Source organism: Micromonospora sp. NPDC005173 (assembly GCF_040608515.1).
Classification (GTDB): domain Bacteria; phylum Actinomycetota; class Actinomycetes; order Mycobacteriales; family Micromonosporaceae; genus Micromonospora.
Map to the genome: position 1 here is coordinate 138286 of NZ_JBEXIK010000014.1, position 21207 is coordinate 159492.

The following is a 21207-nucleotide window of genomic DNA, read 5'->3' on the forward strand; positions in this document are numbered from 1 at the left end:
CCGAGAGCACCGGTGGGCGTGGTCTGATGGTCGCCGCAGCGGCGCTCGGGTCACAGGCCCGCGCACGGGTTGCCGCTCACCGTGCAACCCTCCGGTTCCCTGGCCTTGGGCCGGCTGTCGCGCACGTCGAAGCGGAACGTCTGCGACCCGCCGGTCGGCACGGCCGGCCCGGTGAAGGTGACCGCCAGCCCGTCCTGCCGCCAGTCCGCGCCGTCGACGTCGTCGATGGTGCTGCCCTCGGCCAGGGTGACGACCACGGCCCACTGCTCCGCCGGCGCGCTGCCCGGGTTCTCGACCACCACCTCGCCGGTGTAGCCGAACAGCCGGCTGGAGTCGGTGTCGTAGCGGGCCGTCACCGGCTGCGTCGGCGGCGGCGGGGCCGCCGTCGGGGTACGGGACGGCTTGGCCGTCGGGGTACGGCTCGGGCTGGTGGTCGGCGACGCGGTGGTCCGCGAGGGGCGCGCCGAGGCCGCCGTCGCCTTTGGAGTGTCGGTGGGCGCGTCGGCCGCCACGGTCGGCGTCGGTGATGTCGTCGGGAGTGGCGCGGCGGCGTGGTCCGACTCGGCCGGCATCGTGACCCACGCCGCCAGCCCCGCCAGCAGTACGGCACCGGCCAGCACCGCGACCACCGTGCGGCGGCGGCGGGCCCGGGCGCGTCCGGTGCCGACCGCGCCGATCATCGGCAGTTCGGCCGTCATCCCGGCCTCGCCGCGGCGAAGGTCGACCTGCTGGAAGGCGAGCCAGTCGAGGATGGCCGGCAGGCGAACGGTCAGCGCCTGCCGGAGCTGCTGCTCGCGCGGTTCGCTCTGCTCGGCGGACCAGGTGCCGTGCGTCGTGACCTCGCGGACCGCCAGCCGGCAGCCCTGCTTCGTGACGGTGACGGCACAGGTCAGCTCGGTGAGCCGGCCGGCCTCGTCGCAGCGCAGCGCCAGCAGCTCCGGCACCCGCCGCTCGGTCACCTCGACCTCGACGTTGGCGTCGAAGCCAGGCAACCCGGCCGTCTGCAGCACCAGTCGGTCCGGCACGCCCGCCACAGTCTCGGCCTCGGCGAACCACCGGCCGAGCAGCTCCCGATCCGTCAATGCGAGCCAGACCCGGTCAGGCGGGTGGGACAGGTCGACCTGCGCACCGATCTCGATCACGGCGCGACTCTACGGGTTTCGCGCCCGGACCGTACCGCCCGCCCGGGCCAGTCGTCGGCAGCCCGCTCAGCCCCAGCGGGTCGACCGCTCGGCCGCCGCCGCCAACGCGGCCCGAGCACCGGCGCTCAGCTCGGCGACCAGCGCGGACGCCGGCACGTCCCGGGAGAGGGGATGTGCCTGCCCGGCCCAGAGGTTGACCACCGAGGCGTCCCCGTCGCGGCGGGCGGCGGCGAGCAGCGGGCGGGTCAGGTGCAGCACCTGCGGGTAGCCGGTCGGCGCCGTCGCGTCGTGCCGGCGCAGGAACTCGTTGACCACACCACGTGCCCGCTTGCCGGTGTACGCCCGGGTCAGGGCGGTCGGCGTCCAACTGGCCACCGCCTCCCGGTGCATCGGCGAGGTGCCCGCCTCCGGGCAGCGCAGGAACGCCGTACCGAGCTGCGCGGCGGCGGCGCCGGCGGCCAGCACAGCGGCCACCCCCGGGCCGTCGACGATTCCGCCGGCGGCCACCAGCGGGAGGCGACAGCCGGCGGCGGCCAGCCGGAGCAGCGGCAGCAGCGCGTAGTCGTCGTCGTCCGGCAGGCCGCCGCGATGCCCACCGGCCTCGGTGCCCTGCACCACCACGGCGTCCACGCCGAGCTCGGCGGCGGTAGTGGCGGCGTCCGGCCGGGTGACCGTGGCCCACACCTCGGTACCCCGCTCGCGCAGGGCGGCCACCGCGGCACGGTCGGGCAGCCCGAACGCGAAGGACACCACCGGGACCGGGTCGGCGAGCAGCGCCGCCACCTTCTCCGGGTACTCATCGTCGCCGCCCACCGGCTCGCCCAGGGTCACCCCATGCTGGCCGGCCTGCGGGGCAAGCCGGTCGGCGTACGCCCGGATGGCGGCCTCGTCGACGCTGCCGGAACCGGGCAGGAAGACGTTGACCCCGAACGGCCGGTCGGTGCGCGCGCGGACCTCGGCGATGTCGGCGGCCAGCCGGCCGATGTCGATCATCCCGGCGGCCAGGAAGCCCAACCCACCGGCGGCGGAGGCGGCCGCCACGAGCGCAGGCGTGGACGGGCCGCCGGCCATCGGGGCGGCGACGATCGGGTGGCGTAACGCGGACAGCACGGACATCCACCCATCCTGTCGCATCGGCCCGACTCCTCGGGCCGGTGCTCGGCGGTCAGATCGGTCAGCCGCGGATGAGCCCCCGGCGGCGGCCCGGGTCCACTGAGGGACCGGTCACCCGCGGGCGGCGCGCCGCCACCGCAGCACCCCGGCCAGCCCGAGCAGCGCCACCAGCGTCCCGGCGCCCGCCGCCACCGGCCAGGTCCGGTTGCCCGCGGCACCCGCGTTCCCGGCCGCCGGGCTGGCCGGGGCGGCGGTGGAAGGCTCCGGGCCGGCGGTGGAAGGCTCCGGTGGACGCGGGGAGGCAGCCGGCCCTGTCGGTGTGGGGTACCGCAGAATCGCCGGACGGGTGCCCGGCGGCTGGTTGGCAGACTCGGAAACGGTGAGCAGCGACCGGCCGTCGCGGCTGTAGGTGATCGACTCGCCCTGCGGCTCGTCCGGCAGCGGGGTGATCCGCGGGGTGCCGGTGGTCAGCGCGGCGACCACGTCGCCGTCGGGCACGTCGTACTCGAAGGCGTCGGCGTAGCTGCGCAGCACCACCCGGCGCCCGTCCGGCGCACTCGCGGCGCCGGTGACCACACCCCGGCCGACGAAGAAGTACGGGTTGCTGGTCGTCGAGGCCGGCAGGACCACCTGGCCGACCAAGGCCAGCGGCGTCGTCGCGGCCGGCCGCAACGCGGTAGCCGGTGCGTACAGGAAGACGGTGCCGCTGCCTCCCTTGGTGACGACCAACGGCCGGCCGTCGGCGTCGAGCAGCAGAGCCTCCGCGTCGTGCGGGCGGTCCGGGTACGCCATCCGGTGCAGCACCGGCCGGTCCGCGCCGGGCGCGAGCCGCCACAGCGCGATCGTCTCCCGGGACCGGTCGTTGTCGCCGATGTCGGCGACCCAGATGGTGCCGTCCGAGCCGATTGCCAGGTCCTCGGTGTCCCGGGGCCGGGAGGGATAGCCGACCGTTCGCACCACCGCGCAGCGCCGGTCGAGGAAGAAGATCTGACGGCGGGCCTCGTTGTCGGCGCCGTCGTTGACCACCACGTACCCGGTGTCCGTGGCGACCATCCCGGAGATCTCGGTGAGCCGCTCGTCGCGCACCTCGCACACCGGCGCCCCGGCCCCCGGCGCGCCGGCCACCGCCGCGCCCGGTGTCAGCACCACCGCACCGGTGAGCAGGGTGGCCAGCGCCGCACCGGCGCGGGCGTGCCGGTACCGGGTCACCCGCTTCCGTACCCCCATCGCGCGCCCTCCTCGTCGCGGCCATGGCCCGGCCGCCTCGCCAATCCTGGCTGATCCCGGCCGCGGGTGGTGAACATCGACGGGGAACCGACCAGATCCTTCCCTATGCATCGATGATCTATCTATAGTGCTGGCATGGCAGGAATGCGCGAGCCGACGTTCCTCATCCTCACCGCGCTCGCCAACGGTCCACGGCACGGTTACGGGATCGTCCGCGAGGTCTCCGAGCTGTCGGACGGGCGGGTCACCGTGCTGGCCGGCACCCTCTACACCGCGCTGGACCGGCTGGCCGCCGAAGGGTTGATCGCCCACGACCACGACGAGACCGTCGACGGGCGGCTACGCCGCTACTACCGGCTCACCGGCGGCGGCATCGCCGCACTCGACGCGGAGACGGTCCGGCTCCGCCAGCTCACCACCGCCGCCGAGGCGCGGCTGCGTCACCTGCGTTCCCGCCCCGCCTGATCTCGGATCCGAAGGATGGTCATGCCGCCGACCGACCCCTCCTTGGCCCGCCGGTACCGGCGGCTGCTGCGCTGCTATCCCCGCGAGTGGCGGCAGGCCCGCGCGACGGAGGTGATCTCACTGCTGCTCGACACGGCGCCGACCGGCCGCACCCGGCCCACCGTCCGGGAAACCGCCGACCTGGTCCGGGCCGGGCTGCGTTGCCGGCTCGGCCGTCCCGCCAGTCGCACGGTCGTCGCATGGGCCGCGCTCGCCTCGGTCATCTGCGGCCTCTTCGCTGGGGCGCTGGCCAGCCGGGCCGCCTGGGAGACCTCTCGACCGCAACCCGATCGGGCCGAGGCCGGTGCCATCCTGACCGAGGTCTTCCCCGGGCACGACCTCGGCGACATCGACACGCCGCCCGCCCTCTTCGTGGTCTACGGGCAGCCGCTGAGCCTGCGCAACGTCAAGACGGTGCTCCTCGGCGACGGCGGCGAATACCAGGAGAGCGCCACCGGCGCCGCCGCCTTCGGCGCGCCACCGGTGCCCGCCGAGCAGATCGTCACGGTGGCACGGCAACGCCTGACCGACGCCGGCTGGCGGGTGTACGACCCGGAGGTGACCGGCGGCACGAGCTGCGCGGACAAGCTGTGCGCCACTCCGCTGGCGATCACCGAAACCTCCCTGGTCGCCCGACACGGCGACACCATCCTGAACGCCTCGGTCTCCTCCCAGACCGCCCTCGACGCCACCTATCTGGCGGTCGAGGTGCACCGGGCGCCGCCGCCGGCGGTGGCCCCCGCCGGGGTGCTCGGCGCGCTGCTCGGTGCGGTGGCCGGTTGGCTGGTCTTCGGTTGGGCGAGCCGACGCACCGAGGGTCGCCGGGTGAGTGGCGCGGCGAGCGTCCTCTTCGGCACGACCATGGTGCTGTGGTGGCTGCCGGTGCTGCTGGCCGCGCCGCAACTGTTGGAGCACCACCTACGCGAGTCGCACCCGGCGTGGCACCCACTGTGGGAGTGGCTCGGTCAGCCGGTGGCCTCGCTGCTCTTCCTGGTCGGCGCGGTGTGCGCGCTGCTGGCGCTGGGGCTGGCCGCCGCGCCCCGCCGCGACCGGTCCCCGGTGGCGCTGGTCGACTGACCCCGCGCCACCCGCGGCCGCGGCGGGCTGGCCCCGCGACCGCTACCGCACGGACCAGCGCTGGGCGCCCGTGCCGTTACAGGTCCAGAGCTGCACCTTGGTGCCGTTGGCGGTGCCGGCGGACGCCACGTCCACGCACTTGCCGACGGCGGTGAGCACGATCGCCCCGTCCGCGCGGAAGGTGAAACGCTGGGCGCCGCTGCCGTTGCAGGTCCAGATCTGCACCTTGGTGCCGTCGGCGCTCCCGCCGGCGTCCACGTCCAGGCACCGGTCGCCGTAGACCCGCAGCTCCCCGGCGGCGGTACGGGTCCAGCGCTGGTTGGCACCGCCGTGACAGTCCCAGATGATGGTCTGGGCACCAGCGGTGGTGCTGGCACCCGAGACGTCCAGGCAGCGCCCGGAGTTCGGGTTGGTCAGGCCGACCGGGCTGCCGACCGGAGGTCCCGGCGGGATCAGGCTGCCGGGCACCGACCGCAGAGCGTCGTACCAGCGGGCCGCCATCTTGTCGTACCCGCCGGCGTTGGGGTGGACGCCGTCGGCGAGGTCGGCGGTGCCGAGCGCGGCGTGCATGTCGACCAGGTGCACCCGGCTCCCCTTCTGCGCCACGATGCCGGGGATCGCCGCGTTGTACGCCTGCACCCGCGCCTCCCGGGTCGGGTCGGTCTCCGGGGTGATGGTGGCGACGAAGAGTTCGACCTCCGGTGCCGTCGCCCTGATCTTGTCGATCAGGGCGGAGAGCCGGGCCGGAGCGTTGGCCAGGTCGTAGTTCTGGTTCACGTCGTTGGTGCCGATGTGCAGCAGCACCGTACGTGGGGTGGTGGCCTGCAACCAGGCCACGATGTTGGCGTCGAGCTGGTCGATGCGCCAACCCGAGTGGCCCTCGTGGTCGTGGTCGCCGAGGCTGGCCGGCCCGTTGAACCCCGAGCCCACGAAGTCGACCGTGTAACCGCCGGTGGCCAGCCGCTGCCACAGGTTGATCCGGTACCCGCCGGGCACGTTGTACCCGTCGGTGATCGAGTCACCGAGCGGCATCACCCGTACCCCGCCGTTCGACTCGGCCTGCACGGGTGCGACCTGGGCCAGCGCCAGCACGGCGCCGAGGATGAGCCCGAAGCCGCCGGCGGCGGCCCGTCGTGCGTTCCATCGCATGGTTGATCCCTCTCCTCACCGGTCGTCCAGGGACTTCGGTGGTGGTGCCGCCCGCCGAAAACGGCGCCCACAGCTGGACGTAATCATCGATGTTTGACTATGAATGGAGTGATCGGACCGGCCGGGTGCGGGCGCGAGCCGAATGCCGCGGTGGCTGCGCCGAACGGTCGGTCCAGCGCCGCCGGTGGTCCACCGCGCCGCGCCCCGGTCTGCCGCACCCGAGACCTCCACTCAGGACGGCGATTCGCCGGCGGAGGGTTATGCGCCTGCCTACACCCGGGTACGGTCCCAGATGACCGCGGTCGATGCAGGCACGGACGACGGGGCCCACGTCCGGCACCGTTCGGGCCGCCCGGCACACAGAGGGGGAGCCCAGGTGCGGATCAAAGCGGGGTTGTGCGTCGCGGCGATGCTCGCGGCGGGGGTGGTGGCCGCCACACCGGCCGCCGCCGCAGCGGTCGACAGCGCCACCGTGGTGCCGATCCAGGTCACCGGGGACCCGGCGAAGCGGTTCAACCTGGTGCTGCTCGGCGACGGCTACACCGAGGCCGACCTGCCCACCTTCCGGTCACACGTGGACCGGCACCTCAACACGCTGTGGACGATCGAGCCGTTCAAGTCCTACCGCAGCTACTTCAACGTCTACGCCGTCGAGATCGTCTCCGCCGAGTCCGGGGTGGACTGTGACCCGGGCCTGTCCGCGCCACAGCGGGACACCGCGTTGGGCATGGGCTTCTGGGGTGGCTGCAATCCGGCCAGCGTGCAGCGGCTGCTGACGGTCAACGGCGCGGCGGCGAACACGTACGCCGACCTGGCCGCCGGGACCAACCGGGGCAACCGGCAACTGATCGCCCTCGCCAACAGCGGCACCTACGGCGGCGCGGGCGGCAGCAACGCCACCGCCTCCGGGGGCAACGCACTCTCCGCACTGATCAGCCCGCACGAGCTCGGGCACTCCCTCGGCGGGTTGCAGGACGAGTACGACTACTACGGCCGAGGGGTGCCCGGCGACACGTACACCGGGCCGGAGCCCGACTCGGTGCACCACACGGTGCTGACCGAGCAGCAGATGCGCGAGACCCGGGCCAAGTGGTGGCGCTGGCTGGGCGAGCCGAGCGAGGCCGGCGGACAGATCGGCCGCTACGAGGGTGGGTTGTACCTGCAGCGCGGCGTGTGGCGGCCGAGCCAGCACTCGATGATGAAGTCGCTGGGCTTCTACTTCGACCAGGTCGGCCGGGAGCGGATGACCGAGCGGATCGCCGGCCGGGTCGGCATCATGCAGGGTGGCACGGCCACCGAGCAGCCGGTCGGCGCGGACCGGGTGCTGTGGGTGGACACCCTGCACCCGGTGAGCCACGCGCTGGCCGTCACCTGGTCGGTGGACGGCAAGGCCGTACCGCGTACCGGCAATGCCCGCCACCTGGACCTGCGCAAGCTGCGGCTGGCGCCCGGCCAGCACACGGTCACCGCCACGGTGACCGACCCGACCCCGTTCGTCCGCGACCCGGCAGTCCGCAACTCGCCCGCGCTGACCCAGACCCGCTCCTGGACCGTGGACACCGGGGCGCGCACCCCGCCGGTGGCGGCGCCGCTGGCGATCACCGCGTCCACCGCGACCGACCGACCGGTCGGCGCGCGCGACGTGGTGTACGTGCAGCCCAGCCAGCCCACCAACCGCGTGCCGGGCGTGCGCTGGTCGCTCGACGGCCGGCCGGTGGCCGACACCGGCACCGATCGGGACCTGGATCTGGGCACCCTGCGCCTGTCGCGCGGCACCCACCGGCTGACCGCCCTGGTCAGCGACCCGGTGACCCGGGAGACGGTGACCCGCACCTGGACGGTCGACGCGACCCGCCCCGACGTCGAGTACGCCCTCTCCGAGCCGCTGCTCACCACCACCCGGCCCGGCCGGCCCACCGAGTACGTGTACAACGGCCCGTTCACCATGGGGTTGACCGGCACCGACGACAGCGCCGGGCAGGTCACCTCGGAGTTCCGGCTCGACGGCGACGGCTGGCACAACTACTACGGCTGGCCCACCGACGCCCGGTCGCCCTTCCTGTTCACGGCCACCGGCACGGACGTGGACGGCCTGGTCTACGGCAACCTCGGCTCGGGCGGGCTGTCGGTGTCCCCGTTCGCCGAGCGGTCCCCCGGCTACCGCCGGCACACGATCGAATACCGGGGCATCGACGCGGTCGGCAACATCGGCGCGGCCCGCGCATTCGTGGCCACGCTGATCCCGCCGCCGCCGACCTGCACCAGCGTCGTGTCCGGCCGGCACGCCGGCCCGCTGGTGGTCTCCGCCGGTGTCACCTGCCTGCGCGAGGCGACCGTGTCGGGCGGGGTGACCGTCCGGCCCGGCGCCACCCTGGTCGCCGAGCAGTCCTCGATCGCCGGGAGCCTGGTGTCGACCGGTGCCACCGCCGTCGAACTGCTGAACACCGACGTGCGGGGCGCCGTGACGCTGACCGGCACCACCGACCACGTCACGGTGGTGGGGGCACGGGTGACCGGTCGGCTGGTGCTGGCCAGCGCAGGCACCGCGACGGCGCCCACCCTCGCCGGCAGCCGGGTGGGCTCGCTGGCCTGTTCCGGCCCGACCCCGGTCGATCTCGGCGCCCCCACCACCGTGCGCGGCGCGACCTCCGGCCAATGCGGGTCGACGCCGGCAGCCTGACGCCGCGCGACGCACAACCGCCTCGGGGCGGCGCGGGCCAACGCTCGCGCCGCCCCTCCCCCGGCCGGGGCTGCCCGCACCGGTTCGACGCCCGGTGCCGGCGGCGGCCGAGGAAACCGACCGGCTCGTGGCGGTCAGGCGTGAGTGGGACGGTGACGGGTAGGCAGCGGCCCGGCGGCATGTCGACAACAGCCGGGTAGGAGGCCGCGATGAGCACGTACCGGGACGAGCAGAGTGATCCGGTTCCCCCGCCGGAGGCGGACGCCCTGGAGCAACGGCAGGACGCGGTCGACATGGGGCCGCCGGACCGAATGTCGGGTGACGTGGACCCAGAGGCCTCCGAGGCCGATCTGGCCGAGCAGGGATCCCTGCCGGCGGGCACGCTCGAGGAGGCGACGTCGCTTCCGATCGAGGCCGACGCGGCGGACGTCCTCGAACAGCGCCAGGAGATCCCCACCCGCGACGAGGGCCGGCGGACGTGACGGTGCCGGCCACCGGCTGAGGCACGTCCGGTGGCGGTTCAGTCCAGTTGCCACAGCCTGCGGTTCCACCAGCCCGGGCGGCGGCGAGCCACCTCGCGCAACCGCCAGTGCTCGGCGTGCTGGGTCACGATGAACAGCGGCACCAGGCCGAGCGCCAGCAGCGGCAGGTAGCGCGGCGCCGAGCGGTTCTCCCGCAGCGACGCGGCCAGGGCGGCCGCACCCGACACGTACAGGATCGGGTTGTAGAACCGCATCAGCTCCGGCCCCAGCCCCTCGTACTCGCGCAGCCAGGGCACGCCCAGCCGGGTCCGCCGGCGCGGCCAGCCGCGCAGCTGGGCGAGCACCGTGGCCAGCCCGACGCCGTTGCAGACGGCGAAGACCGCGTCGGCGGATGCCGGCCGGTTGCCGGCCGTCCGCCACAGCGTTCCGGTACCGAGTGCCCACAGCCCGGCGGCGGGCACCGGGCCCAGGACAGCGGCCGCCGGCATGCCGACGCCGGCGCCCAGCTCGAAGAACGCCTGCGCCGCCAGGCCCGCCGTGGCGAGCCTGGTCAGCGGCCGGCTGCCGGCCGGATCCGCCCGCACCCGGCTTCCGGCCATCCACCCGATCCGGCTTGACCCCACGGCAGGACCCTTCCGCAGTACGGCACCTCGGCTCGTCGCCGGTCACGCCCCCGACCAGCCCGAACGCGGTACCCGCTCCGGCCCGGCCTACACGCTCTGGTCGCGACCCGCCCGACCTGCTCAGCCGGCGACGACCCGCCAGAGGAGGAAGGCGTTGAGCGCGACGACCAGGACGGCCACCAGGGACGCGGCGACGGTGGTGAGCGGGTGGTTGACCAGGTTGCCCATCAGGTCGCGGCGCCGGGTGAAGGCGACCACCGGGATCAGCGCGAACGGAATGCCGAAGCTGAGGATGACCTGCGACAGCACCAGGGCACGGGTCGGGTCGAGGCCGATGGCGAGCACGGCCAGCGCGGGCACCAGGGTGACCAGCCGGCGCAGCAGCAGCGGGACCCGGCGGCGCAGGAAGCCCTGCATGATCACCTCGCCGGCGTAGGTGCCGACGCTGGTGGAGGCGAGCCCGGAGACCAGCAGGGCGATGGCGAAGCCGAACGCGGCGGCGGTGCCGATGGTCTGGCCGAGGCCGGCGTGCACCCCCTCCAGACTGTCCGCGCCGGCCGGGCCGCCGCCGCGGAAGCTGGCCGCGGCGATCAGCAGCATGGCGAGGTTGACCGCGCCGGCCGCCGTCAGGGCGAGCAGCACGTCGGTGCGCTGGCCACGGAACAGGGTCCGGCGCTCCGTGTCGTCGGCGGCGGGGATGCGGTCGCGGGTCAGCGCGGAGTGCACGTAGATGACGTGCGGCATGACGGTGGCGCCGAGGATGCCGGCGGCGAGCAGCACACTGTCGGTGCCCTGGAGCCGGGGCACCAGGCCGGCCATGGCGGAGCCCGGGTCGGAGCCGGCGGCGAGCAGGTTCGCGGCGAAGGCCAGGACGATGACGCCGAGCAGCACGGCGATGGCGATCTCGAAGGCGCGGAACCCGCGCGAGCGCAGGGCGAGCACGGCGAACGCGGCGGTGCCGATAATGATCCCGCCGGGCAGCAGGGGGATGCCGAAGAGCAGGTACAGGGCGACCGCGCCGCCGATCACCTCGGCCAGGTCGGTGGCCATCGCGACCAGCTCCGCCTGCACCCACATCATCCGGTTCACCGGCCGGGGCAGGCGTTCCCGGCACAGCTCGGGCAGCCTGCGCCCGGTGGCCATGCCCAGCTTGGCGGTGAGTGTCTGCACCAGCATGGCCATCACGTTGGCCACCACCACGACCCAGACCAGCAGGTAGCCGTAGCGGGCGCCGGCGGCGGAGTTGGTGGCGAAGTTGCCGGGATCGACGTAGGCGACAGCCGCGACGAACGCCGGGCCGAGCAGGATCAGCCGGCCGCGTACCCGGCCCCGGGCGCGGGCGACCTGCAACGGCGTCGCCGTCGACACCACGAGTTCGTTGGTGACCATCGAACACCTCCCCGTCCGGCACGGATCGCGTGTCCGTCCCTTCCCAGGCGGCTGACCCGTCGGGGCCAACGTGTGGCCTGCCGGTGCCAGCACCGCCGACCAGGCCCGAGGACTCGCCCGTTCGGAGGGACTTGCGGTGCCGCCCTTGACAGCGGTGGGGCTCCCGATGAAGCTGTCTATTAGTCCTACTGTCGTAGGACAACAGGAAGGATCGTCTCGAGTGATCGAGTTTGTGCTGGACAGCCGGTCGAAGGTGAACACCTACATGCAGCTCGTGCAGCAGGTGAAACAGGCGCTGCGGGTCGGCCTGCTGGTGCCGGGCGACCAGTTGCCGAAGGTCCGGGACGTCGCGCAGTCGCTGGCGATCAACCCGAACACGGTGCTGAAGGCGTACCGGGAGTTGGAGATCGAGGGTCTGGTCGGCGGCCGACCCGGGGTGGGCACGTTCGTCCAGCGCACCCTGGCCGGCGCTTCCCTGCCCAACCAGGCCGAGCTGCGTGAAGACCTGGTGGCGTGGCTGCACCGGGCGCAGGCCGCCGGCCTCACGGCCGAGGACGTCGTCGCCCTGGTGGAGACCACACTGCGAGCCACCCTCGCCGACGAAGCCCCACAGAAGGAGCCCGCGTGAGCGAGCGCAGCGAGCGAACCATCAGGCACAGCAGCGAGCGCTCGCGCCACCGCGAGGCGGTGGCGTGAACGGAACGAGAGGACAGAGGATGGACATGGTCTTGGAGGCCGACCAGCTGGGCAAGCGGTACGGCAGGACCTGGGCGTTGCGGGACTGCTCGCTGCACCTGCCGGCCGGCCGGATCGCCGCGCTGGTCGGGCCGAACGGTGCCGGCAAGAGCACCCTGCTGCACCTGGCCGTCGGGCTGCTCAAGCCCGACGCGGGAGCGGTACGGGTGTTCGGCAGATCGCCGTACGGCGACACGGAGGGCCTGGCCGACATCGGCTTCGTCGCACAGGACACCCCGCTGTACCGGGACTTCACCGCCGCCGAGTTGGTCACCGCCGGCGGCAAGCTGAACCGGCGGTGGGACGCCGAGTTGGCCCGCAATCGGCTGGCCCAGCTCGGCATACCGCCAGATCGGCCGGTCGGCAAACTCTCCGGCGGGCAACGCGCCCAGGTGGCGCTCGCCCTGGCGCTGGCCAAGCGGCCCCGGCTGCTGCTGCTCGACGAGCCGGTCGCCAGCCTCGACCCGCTGGCCCGGCGGGAGTTCCTCCAGTCGCTGATGGGCAGCGTGGCGGACTCCGGGACCACCGTCCTGCTCTCCTCGCACCTGCTGGCCGACCTGGAACGCGTCTGCGACTACCTGATCGTGCTCAACGCCGCCCAGGTGCAGCTCGCCGGCGCGGTCGACGACCTGGTCGCCGGGCACCGGCAGCTGGTCGGCCCACGGCACGACGGCGGCCCGATCGGGGGCGTCGCCGCCGTCATCCGGGCCAGCCACACCGACCGACAGTCCACGCTGCTCGTCCGCGCCGACGGTCCGGTCACCGATCCGGCCTGGACGGTGCGCGAGGTCGGCCTGGAGGACGTCATCCTGGCCTACCTGGCCGACGGCAACACGCAGACCAGTCACAGCGAGTGGGGGGTGCCGGCATGATCTGGCTGACCTGGCGGCAACACCGCAAGCAGGCACTCTTCACCCTGCTGGGGTTCGTGGCGCTCGCCGCCCTGCTGGTGCCGATCGGCCTGTCGATGCGGAACAGCTTCGCCGACCTCGGGCTGGCGGAGTGCGTACGCCAACTGAACGACCCGAACCTGGCGGCGGCGACCCGGGACGGCTGCGACGCCGCCTTCCACCGCTTCACCAACCGGTACGGCAGCCTCAACCTGGTGGCCGTGCTGCTGATCACGCTGCCGGTGCTGGTCGGCCTGTTCTGGGGCGCCCCGCTGGTCGCCCGGGAGGTGGAGCAGGGCACGCACCGGTTCGTCTGGACCCAGGGCGTCGGCCGGAACCGCTGGGCGCTGGTGAAGTTCGGGCTGGTCGGCACCGCCGTGTTGGCCCTCGCGGTCTGCTACGGCCTGGGCATGTCGTGGTGGGTCGACCCGCTCACCCAGTCCGCCCAGGAGGGCCGACTCGGCCTGATCGTCTTCGACCTCCAGGGCGTCGCCCCGATCGGCTACACGCTCTTCGCCGTGGCGCTCGGCATCTTCGCCGGCACCGTCTGGAAGCGGATGCTGCCCGCCATGGGCATCACCCTGGCCGGGTTCATCGGCGTACGGGCGGCGGTGGCGGTCCTGGCCCGACCGCACTACCAGCCCGCCCGCACCCAGACCTTCCCGATCGAGGGGGACGGGACACCGGAGATGGGCCGGGGGGACTGGATCCTCGCCCAGGGCGTCCGGAACCCCGACGGGACGATGATCGCGGAGGACACCCGAATCCAGTGCCCGCCGGGCGGAAAGGGGCCGGACGGTCGGACCTGCGGCGCCGAGCTGGGTCTCGAGCCGGGCGCGTACAACTGGCAGCTCTACCAGCCGGCGGACCGGTTCTGGCTGTTCCAGGGCATCGAGACGGGAATCTTCGTCGCCCTCGCGCTGCTCCTGCTCTACCTGGCCATCCGCCGGGTCCGCCGGATCGCGTAACCCGGCAGCGGGTGATCGCCGGGGCCACGGGGCCCGGCGATCACCCGCTGCGCAGGCCCTCGGCGGTCAGTTTCAGCCAGGACGCGAGGTCGTGCAGCTCGTCGTGCACGGCCCGGGTCACCTCCGGCGTAAAGGGCACGTCCTCGTGGATGGCGTGCACCGTGAGCGTGCCGCGCCGGCGGTCGGCCGTGGCGTCGACCTTTCCGACCAGCCGGTCGCCATGCAGGATCGGCAACGCGAAGTAGCCCCACCGCCGGTTGTCCTTCGGCTTGTACATCTCCAGGACGTACTCGTACTCGAACAGGTCCGCGAGGCGGACCCGGTCGTGCACCAGCCGGTCGAAGGGCGACAACACCGCGGTACGCCCGGTGAACGGTTGCCCGAGCGCAGCCGGGTCGACCCGCCAGACGCCCGGGACGCCCTCGACGACCGCCGGCTCACCAGCGTCACCGACCTCCGCCGGCTCGCCGGGGACAGCCACCGCCTTCTCCCGCGCGATGCCCAACGCCCGCAGCCGCCGCTCGTTGCGGAGTCGGTGCGCCTGCTCCAGTGGGACGACGGGCGTGCCCGTTGGGTAGACCCGCTCCGCCACGTCCCAGAGGCGCTGTCGGCCCTGGCGGGCGGCGATCGCGACCTCTCCCCGCAGGACCAGGAACTCCAGCATCTGGGTGACGTTGCGGTTGTTGGTCCACCCCGACGACGGCCAGGGCACCACGCAGGTGTCCGGGATGTCGCGCGAGAGCAGCGGCCCGGAGCCGCCGAGCAGGTCGAGCACGTCCCGGCGGAACGAGTCGTTGGCGCGCAGCCACTCGCGCGGGCGCTCGTAACTGGGCCAGGTCGCCATGGCGGCGAGATAGAGCCGCAGATCGTCCATCGGCCGCACCATCGCCTGGTGCTCGAAGAGCGTCCGGTCCCGCTCCAGCGCCTGCCGCAACTCGGCTGGCTGGTACGACGAGCCGAGTCGGCTCCAGGCGACCAGGTCGGCGCTCGGCGCGACGGCGGCCGTCGGGTCAATCTGCAACAGCGTCAGCTGACGCACCACGGTCAGCAGGTCCGTCGGCCGCTGGGCGGCCACCAGTTGGGCCCGGACGGCGATCCGCCGCGCCTGCGCCCGATCGAGCTGGTGCACCACCACGTCGCCGAGCCTAACGGCGACGCCCGACATTGCGCGGGAACGTGAAGTCGGATTCCGGCCCGTCGCCAACGCGACTGAAAGTGCCCATCCGATCACACTTGGTGCTCCGATGTGGACCTCAGGGCCGGGTCGGCCGGGCCGCAGGGATGGGAGCGCACGAGTGAAGTCCAGAATCCTCCGTCGGGTCGCCGCGTCGGCCGTGGCGCTCGCCTGCACCGTGCTGGGCGCGGTGGCGTTGCCGGCCGCCCCGGCGACCGCCAGCCCGATCCGCAACGCGACCGCCTGGTCGGTGCTGCTGTGCAAGTTCAGCGACAAGCCGGCCGAGCCGCAACCGCCGTCGCACTTCGCCAACTTCCTCACCGCGGCTGGGATCGGCACCGGCGGGGTGGCGGACTACCTGGCCGACCAGTCCGGCGGGCGGGTGTCGCTGGCGGGCTCGGTCGTTCGAGGCTGGTACACCATGCCGTACACGCTGGCGCAGTTCCAGTCGATCGACCGGTGGACCCGGATCCAGCGCTGCGTGGACACCGCGGCGACCGCCGGCTACGCGGTGCCCGCCGGGAACCGGATCGCGGTCATGCTCAACGACTGGGTGGATTCGGGTGCGGCCGGTGGCCGGGTGCTGCTCGACCCGGGCGCCTGGAACGTCGGCTTCGCCGCGCACGAGATGCTGCACGGCTACAACCTGGGACACTCGTTCTCCAACGACACCACGTACCAGAACGCGCCATGGTCCCAGCCGGGCGAGTACGACGACCCGTGGGACGAGATGAGCGCCATGCACATCTACGCCTTCGGCACCGTGAACTACGGCACCAGCGCGGTCGGGCTCAACGGGCCCCACCGCGACGAGTTGGGCTGGCTGCCCAAGAACCGGATCTTCACCATGGCCGCCGACGGCATCGGATCGCGCACCCTCACCATGGCGCCGCTGGAGGTGCCCGCCGCGAGTGGCCCGCAACTGATCCGGATCCCGTTCGGCCCGGCCGACCTGTTCCACTACTACACCATCGAGTTCCGCCGGAAGACCGGTTGGAGCGCCGGTATCCCCGGCGACACCGTGCTGCTGCATGAGGTCCGCAACGGCACCCCCACCCTGCTCCGTACCGGGCCCGGCGGCGGGCCGGCGCAGTCGCTCAACGCCAACGGCGTGCAGATCGGCGTGAACTGGATCTCCGGCAATGCCGCCTCGGTGACCGTCACCACCGATGTGGTCAACCGCTGCCTGCAGGGGTATGTGTGGCGCGAGGCCCGCCCCGGTGACCTGGTCTGCGTTACCGGCGCCACCCGCAGCCAGGTGTGGGCGGACAACGCCGCCGCGGCGAGCCGCTGGGTGAACGGCCCGTACGGCCCGCACACCTGCGTCGCCGGCTACGTGTGGCGCGAGGCGTACGCCGGGGACGACGTCTGCGTCACCGGCACGCAGCGCAGCCAGGCCGCCGCCGACAACGCCGCCTCGGCGTCGCGGCGCAATCCCGCCCGGCTGGTGTTCGGCCCGAACAGCTGCGTCAGCGGGTACGTCTGGCGCGACGGCGACCAGTCCGACTACGTATGCGTGACCGGCGCGACCCGCTCCCAGGTGCTCGCGGACAACGCGGCCGCCGCGAGCCGCTGGGTCAACGGACCATACGGGCCGCACACCTGCGTCGCCGGCTACGTGTGGCGCGAGGCGTTCCTCGGCGACAACGTCTGCGTCACCGGCACCCAACGCAGCCAGGCCGCCGCCGACAACGCCGCCGGACCGGGCCGGGTGCTGCGCCCCGCCGGCTGATCCGTGGCGCGCCCCGGTGATCGGTCACCGGGGCGCGCCGCCCGGCCGGTCGGAGTCCCGCACCTGGGCCTGGTCGAACGCCGGCAGGGGCACCGGCGGCCCGCGGGGGCAGCGGGTACGTCACCGGCGTTCGGTGTCGGACCCCTCGGGCGGCAGGTCGAGCAGGGCGTCGGTCGGATCGGTGCGGGGCGGGCCGGCCGGCCACCAGGCACCGGCGCGGCGCCGGAACGGATACCAGCGTCCGTCCGGGCCGTGGCGCAACTGCACGTCCCGGCCGACGGTCCACCGGTTGCGCCAGGGCTTCACGTCGCCGTCCGCCACCGCGCGCAGCGCCGTGGTGGTCCGGGCGGTCACCTCGGGCGGCGGGGTGAACACCGCGTCGAGGGCGGCCACGCCGGCCGGACCGGCGTACTCCCAGGCCCGGACGGCCCGGGGCAGCTCTGCCGCTCGCCCGCTGGCCTCGGCGAGCCGCTCGACGGCCAGCGAGCGCGGCACGCTGGCGGCCAGCCGGACGGCGTCCGGCCAGGCGTCGGGCTCCGGCGCGAGCAGCTCCGCGCGGGTGGCGGCGAGCAGATGCCGAGCCCGGGAAGCGACGTCGGCGGCGAGCAACCCGAGCGCCTCGGCATCGACGCGGGGCGCGGAGTGTCCGGCGAGGATCGGGGCGAGCGCCAGCGGTGCGCCGGGCACCGGCGCGGGCGGTGCAGGTAGCGGCGCCGGGGCGGCGGCCCAGGCTTCCTCCGCCGGGGTGCCGACCGGGGCGGCGGCGTCCGCCACCGCGATGTGCCGCCGGGCGTTGCGCCGGCGCAGCTCCTCCACCAGCTCGGCCTCGGCCCGCCCGCGCATCAGCAGCAGCACGAACGGGTCGCGGTCGAGCAGCCAGGACGTCTGGTAGGCCAGCGCCGCGGCGTGCCGGCAGGGCTGGTCCCAGGACGGGCATTCGCACTCCGGTTCCAGGTCGCCGTAGCCGGGCAGCAGGCGTACCCCGGCGTCCTCGGCGGTGTTGACCAGCTCGGGCGGCATCTCCCGGTCGAGCAGGGCGGCGATGTGGCCGGCCTTCGCGGCGAGCGCGTCGAGCAGACGGTCCCACTGGCGCTCGGAGAGCGGGCCGACGCGCACCACGGTGTCGTGCGGACGGTCCGGGTCGCCGTCATGGACCGGCGCGGAGATCCGGCCCGGACTCACGGTGATCGGGCCGACCTGACCGGCGAGCGCGTACCGGCGCCCCCGGCTCAGCTGCCCACGGTCGAGCGCGGCCCGCTCCATGGCGTCGATCCAGGCGGTGCCCCACCAGGTGGCGGCGAACGTCCGGCCGATCCGCCGGTCCGGTGCGAAGGCCGGGAAGCTGCGGGCCCGTCCGTCGTCCCGCACCGGTTCGGCGTCGTCGTCCCACAGGTCGTCGAACTCCTCGTCGCCAGTCACGTCCCGTCCCCTCGTTCCTGGTCGCCGAGCCGGACGAGCCGGAGCAACTCGGCGTCGGACAGCTCGGTCAGGGCGGTCTCGCCGCCGCTGAGCACGGCGTCGGCCAGGGCTCGCTTGGCCTCCAGGAGGGCGGCGATGCGCTCCTCCAGGGTGCCCTGGGCGATCAGCCGGTGCACCTGCACGGGCCTGGTCTGCCCGATCCGGTGGGCCCGGTCGGTGGCCTGTTCCTCGACGGCCGGGTTCCACCAGCGGTCGTAGTGGATGACATGGTCGGCCCGGGTCAGGGTCAGGCCGGCGCCGGCCGCCTTGAGCGACAGCAGGAAGACCGGCACCTCGCCGGCCTGGAACCGGCGGATCAGCTCCTCGCGCCGCGACACCGGCGTGCCGCCGTGCAGCAGCTGCGCCGGTACGCCCCGCTCGGCCAGGTGCCGGGCCAGCAGCCGGGCCATCCGCACGTACTGGGTGAAGACCAGCGCACCGCCACCCTCGGCGAGGATGGTGTCCAACAGGTCGTCGAGGAGGTGCAGCTTCTCCGACCGGCCGCGCAGCGGACCGTGCGCCTCCTTCAGGTAGTGCGCCGGGTGGTTGCAGACCTGCTTCAGCCCGACCAGCAGTTTGAGCACCAGGCCGCGCCGGGCGATGCTGGTGCCGCTGGCCCGGATCTCGGCCAGCACCTCGTCGACCACCTTCTCGTAGAGGGCGGTCTGCTCGGCGGTCAGCGGGACCAGATGGTCGGTGACCGTCTTGGGCGGCAACTCGGGGGCGATGCCCGGGTCCGTCTTGCGGCGGCGCAGCAGGAAGGGGCGGACCAGGCGGGACAGCCGGCCGACGCTCGCGGAGTCCCGGTCCACCTCGATGGGTCGGGCCCAGGTCGCGCGGAACTCCCCCGCCGTGCCCAGCAGGCCGGGCGTGGTCCAGTCGAGGATCGCCCACAGGTCGGTGAGGTCGTTCTCCACGGGGGTGCCGGTGAGCGCGACCCGGGCCTGGGCCGGGATCGTCCGCAGGGCCTTCGCGGTGCCGCTGAGCCTGTTCTTCACGTACTGCGCCTCGTCGGCGACCACCAGCCCCCAGCGCTGGGTGGTCAGGGTGTCGGCGTCGAGGCGCATGGTGCCATAGCTGGTCAGCACGATCCCGTCGGCCAGCTCGGCGAGCGACCGGGTGCTGCCGTGGAAGCGGCGTACCGGCGTGCCAGGGGCGAACCGGCGAATCTCCCGCTCCCAGGTGCCGAGCACCGAGGCGGGGCAGACCACCAGGGTCGCGCCGGCGGTGGCCCGGTCGAGCTGGCGGCGCAGGTGCAGTGCCACGACGGTGACCGTCTTGCCCAGGCCCATGTCGTCGGCGAGGCAGCCACCGAACCCGAGCGAGGTCATCCGCTCCAGCCAGCGCAGCCCACGCAGTTGGTACCCGCGCAGAGTGGTGGCGAGCGCGGCCGGCGGGGTCAGCGGCTCCGGCCCCCGGTCGGGGTCGGCGAGCCGTTCACACAGCGCGTCCAGCCACCCGTCGGCCACCACGTCGACCCGCTCGCCGGCCACCTCGGTGCTGCCGGTCAGGGTCGCCGCCAGGGCGTCGTACGCCGGGAGCGGGGTGAGCCGGCGCTCGGCGGCCCGGCGGGCCAGCTCCGGTGGAACCGCAACCCACCCGTCGCGCAGCCGGACGATCGGCCGGGCGACCGCGATCAGGTCCGCCTCGGCGTCGGTCAGCGGCACCCCGGCGAGGGTCAGCTGCCAGCTCAGCGGCAGCGGCGCGGCGGAACGGAAGAAGGCCGCCGGGTCGGCGGGCTGCTCCGGTGGGGAACTGACCAGCACCCGGGCGGCGAGCGCGCGGGAGAGCTGCGCCGGCCACTCGATGTCGATGCCGGCCGCGACCAGCCGCGCCTCGGCGCCGTCGAACAGGTCGACCAGATCCTCGTCGAGCAGCTCCAGCTCGACCGGCGCGGCCTCGTCGAGGAGGCGTTCCAGCGGCGGCCACAGCGCGGCCGCGCGTCGCACGGCGAGCATCGCCTCCACGGTGGCCCGGTCGCCGAGACCGTGCTGGTCGCCCGCCCAGAGGGCCTCGGCGTCGCTGACCAGGGTGGGGTCAGCGAGACTGCGCAGCCGGACCACGGCGCTGGGCGCGGTGCTGTCGAGATCCCCCCGCATCTCCACGCGCAGCGCCACCCGCAGGCCGGTGTCCACCCCGGCGGAGACCTGCCTGGCCCAGCCGCGCAGTTCCTCGGCCGGCTGGGGCGCCGGGGCGGTGAAGCGGGGATCGCCGGTGAGCCAGGGCGCGGCCGGGGTACGCGGCAGCGTGTCGGCCACCGCGTCGAGGAAGGCGCGGACCAGTTCCTCCGGGTCGGGGAGGACCAGCCGTCGCGCCGTGGGGTCGAGCGGCACCGCGCGCGCCGTCGGGGGCATCGCGCAGGCCAACGCCCGGATACGTCGCATGTCCTCGACGTCGAACGGGCCGGCCCGCCAGGCGTCGTACCCCTGCGGTGACACTCCGGGCAGGATTCGCCCTCGGGCGACGAGGTGGAGCCCGGTGACCGCGACCACCGACCAGAACGCGGCGGCCGGGTCGAGCTGGTCGGCGTCGCGCAACGCCACCAGCCGGCGGACCGCGTCGCCCACCGGGATGGACCGGACCGGGACGGTGCACAGCTCCGGCCGGCCGCCGCGCGGGAGGACCAGCCCCAGCTCGCCGCCCTCGCCGAACCCGTCGAACTCCTCGGGCAGCGCGTCGGCGGACGGATGGTGGACGTGGACCGTGCCGGCGCGGGGCGGGTCGCCCGGGGTGAAGACGACCACGAACGGCACTCTGCCTCCTGATGGATCCGTCGGGGGGCGGCCGGGCCGAGGTGCCGGCGTTGCCGGACGAGTGGGACCGGTTGTTCGGCTGGGCGGTACGGGAAGGGGTGACGAACGTGG

17 protein-coding genes are annotated in these 21207 nt (G+C 74.0%); 8 read left to right on the forward strand and 9 right to left on the reverse strand.

The annotated features are described in order from the left end of the window. Nucleotides 1–50 precede the first annotated feature (50 nt). The 3 genes from ABZV00_RS18265 to ABZV00_RS18275 form a co-directional block, all read right to left on the reverse strand. Nucleotides 51–1142, reverse strand: a complete 1092-nt coding sequence (locus ABZV00_RS18265) for a cellulose binding domain-containing protein (RefSeq protein WP_355607523.1) — start codon at nt 1140–1142, stop codon at nt 51–53. 66 nt (nt 1143–1208) lie between these two features. After that, nucleotides 1209–2258, reverse strand: coding sequence for a nitronate monooxygenase (locus ABZV00_RS18270; RefSeq protein WP_355607526.1), 1050 nt, complete (start codon nt 2256–2258; stop codon nt 1209–1211). 108 nt (nt 2259–2366) lie between these two features. Next, entirely contained in the window at nt 2367–3482 is a 1116-nt protein-coding gene (locus tag ABZV00_RS18275; RefSeq protein WP_355607529.1) for a hypothetical protein, read from the reverse strand. 144 nt (nt 3483–3626) lie between these two features. On the opposite strand from ABZV00_RS18275, the gene ABZV00_RS18280 reads away from it, so the two are divergent. Together ABZV00_RS18280 and ABZV00_RS18285 are read left to right on the forward strand one after the other, a co-directional pair. After that, nucleotides 3627–3947: a helix-turn-helix transcriptional regulator gene (locus ABZV00_RS18280; RefSeq protein WP_355607576.1), complete on the forward strand. Its 321-nt coding sequence runs from the start codon at nt 3627–3629 to the stop codon at nt 3945–3947. Between the two features lie 21 nt (nt 3948–3968). Continuing rightward, nucleotides 3969–5063, forward strand: a complete 1095-nt coding sequence (locus ABZV00_RS18285) for a hypothetical protein (RefSeq protein WP_355607532.1) — start codon at nt 3969–3971, stop codon at nt 5061–5063. 42 nt (nt 5064–5105) lie between these two features. On the opposite strand, the gene ABZV00_RS18290 is transcribed toward ABZV00_RS18285, so the two are convergent. Then, the gene (locus tag ABZV00_RS18290; RefSeq protein WP_355607535.1) at nt 5106–6212 is read right to left on the reverse strand and encodes an RICIN domain-containing protein; all 1107 of its coding nucleotides are present in this window, start codon (nt 6210–6212) and stop codon (nt 5106–5108) included. Nucleotides 6213–6588: 376 nt separating this feature from the next. Between ABZV00_RS18290 and ABZV00_RS18295 the strand changes: the two genes are divergently transcribed. Next, complete coding sequence (locus tag ABZV00_RS18295; protein ID WP_355607538.1) at nt 6589–8892, forward strand: M64 family metallopeptidase; 2304 nt, start codon at nt 6589–6591, stop codon at nt 8890–8892. 209 nt (nt 8893–9101) lie between these two features. Next, a complete protein-coding gene (locus tag ABZV00_RS18300; protein ID WP_355607541.1) occupies nt 9102–9374 on the forward strand; it encodes a hypothetical protein in 273 nt (90 codons plus the stop codon). Between the two features lie 38 nt (nt 9375–9412). Here the strand turns inward: ABZV00_RS18300 and ABZV00_RS18305 are convergent, their stop codons facing one another. Together ABZV00_RS18305 and ABZV00_RS18310 are read right to left on the reverse strand one after the other, a co-directional pair. After that, nucleotides 9413–9973, reverse strand: coding sequence for a hypothetical protein (locus tag ABZV00_RS18305; RefSeq protein WP_355607544.1), 561 nt, complete (start codon nt 9971–9973; stop codon nt 9413–9415). A gap of 144 nt (nt 9974–10117) precedes the next feature. Beyond that, complete coding sequence (locus ABZV00_RS18310; RefSeq protein WP_355607547.1) at nt 10118–11386, reverse strand: Nramp family divalent metal transporter; 1269 nt, start codon at nt 11384–11386, stop codon at nt 10118–10120. Between the two features lie 220 nt (nt 11387–11606). Between ABZV00_RS18310 and ABZV00_RS18315 the strand changes: the two genes are divergently transcribed. The 3 genes from ABZV00_RS18315 to ABZV00_RS18325 all read left to right on the forward strand — a co-directional run bounded on the left by ABZV00_RS18315 (nt 11607) and on the right by ABZV00_RS18325 (nt 13979). After that, complete coding sequence (locus ABZV00_RS18315; RefSeq protein ID WP_328425475.1) at nt 11607–12014, forward strand: GntR family transcriptional regulator; 408 nt, start codon at nt 11607–11609, stop codon at nt 12012–12014. A gap of 88 nt (nt 12015–12102) precedes the next feature. Continuing rightward, entirely contained in the window at nt 12103–12993 is an 891-nt protein-coding gene (locus ABZV00_RS18320) for an ABC transporter ATP-binding protein (protein ID WP_328425473.1), read from the forward strand. Further along, the gene (locus tag ABZV00_RS18325) at nt 12990–13979 is read left to right on the forward strand and encodes a transporter (RefSeq protein ID WP_355607550.1); all 990 of its coding nucleotides are present in this window, start codon (nt 12990–12992) and stop codon (nt 13977–13979) included. Before ABZV00_RS18320 ends, ABZV00_RS18325 begins: the two co-directional genes overlap by 4 nt. Before the next feature lie 40 nt (nt 13980–14019). Here ABZV00_RS18325 and ABZV00_RS18330 read toward each other — a convergent pair whose 3' ends face one another. Continuing rightward, entirely contained in the window at nt 14020–15114 is a 1095-nt protein-coding gene (locus tag ABZV00_RS18330; RefSeq protein ID WP_355607553.1) for a crosslink repair DNA glycosylase YcaQ family protein, read from the reverse strand. A gap of 160 nt (nt 15115–15274) precedes the next feature. Between ABZV00_RS18330 and ABZV00_RS18335 the strand changes: the two genes are divergently transcribed. After that, the gene (locus tag ABZV00_RS18335) at nt 15275–16885 is read left to right on the forward strand and encodes a hypothetical protein (RefSeq protein ID WP_355607555.1); all 1611 of its coding nucleotides are present in this window, start codon (nt 15275–15277) and stop codon (nt 16883–16885) included. A 120-nt stretch (nt 16886–17005) separates the two neighbouring features. Here ABZV00_RS18335 and ABZV00_RS18340 read toward each other — a convergent pair whose 3' ends face one another. Continuing rightward, nucleotides 17006–18304 (reverse strand): SWIM zinc finger family protein, encoded by a 1299-nt coding sequence (locus tag ABZV00_RS18340; protein WP_355607558.1) that lies wholly within the window; start codon nt 18302–18304, stop codon nt 17006–17008. Next, nucleotides 18301–21096 (reverse strand): DEAD/DEAH box helicase, encoded by a 2796-nt coding sequence (locus ABZV00_RS18345; protein WP_355607561.1) that lies wholly within the window; start codon nt 21094–21096, stop codon nt 18301–18303. Before ABZV00_RS18345 ends, ABZV00_RS18340 begins: the two co-directional genes overlap by 4 nt. Nucleotides 21097–21207: the final 111 nt, after the last annotated feature.

Coding starts and splice junctions, on each gene's coding strand:
- ABZV00_RS18270 (WP_355607526.1), bottom strand. CDS start 2,258: ATGTCCGTGCTGTCCGCGTTACGCCACCCGATCGTCGCCGCCCCGATG.
- ABZV00_RS18275 (WP_355607529.1), bottom strand. CDS start 3,482: ATGGGGGTACGGAAGCGGGTGACCCGGTACCGGCACGCCCGCGCCGGT.
- ABZV00_RS18280 (WP_355607576.1), top strand. CDS start 3,627: ATGCGCGAGCCGACGTTCCTCATCCTCACCGCGCTCGCCAACGGTCCA.
- ABZV00_RS18285 (WP_355607532.1), top strand. CDS start 3,969: ATGCCGCCGACCGACCCCTCCTTGGCCCGCCGGTACCGGCGGCTGCTG.
- ABZV00_RS18290 (WP_355607535.1), bottom strand. CDS start 6,212: ATGCGATGGAACGCACGACGGGCCGCCGCCGGCGGCTTCGGGCTCATC.
- ABZV00_RS18300 (WP_355607541.1), top strand. CDS start 9,102: ATGAGCACGTACCGGGACGAGCAGAGTGATCCGGTTCCCCCGCCGGAG.
- ABZV00_RS18305 (WP_355607544.1), bottom strand. CDS start 9,973: ATGGCCGGAAGCCGGGTGCGGGCGGATCCGGCCGGCAGCCGGCCGCTG.
- ABZV00_RS18310 (WP_355607547.1), bottom strand. CDS start 11,386: ATGGTCACCAACGAACTCGTGGTGTCGACGGCGACGCCGTTGCAGGTC.
- ABZV00_RS18320 (WP_328425473.1), top strand. CDS start 12,103: ATGGACATGGTCTTGGAGGCCGACCAGCTGGGCAAGCGGTACGGCAGG.
- ABZV00_RS18325 (WP_355607550.1), top strand. CDS start 12,990: ATGATCTGGCTGACCTGGCGGCAACACCGCAAGCAGGCACTCTTCACC.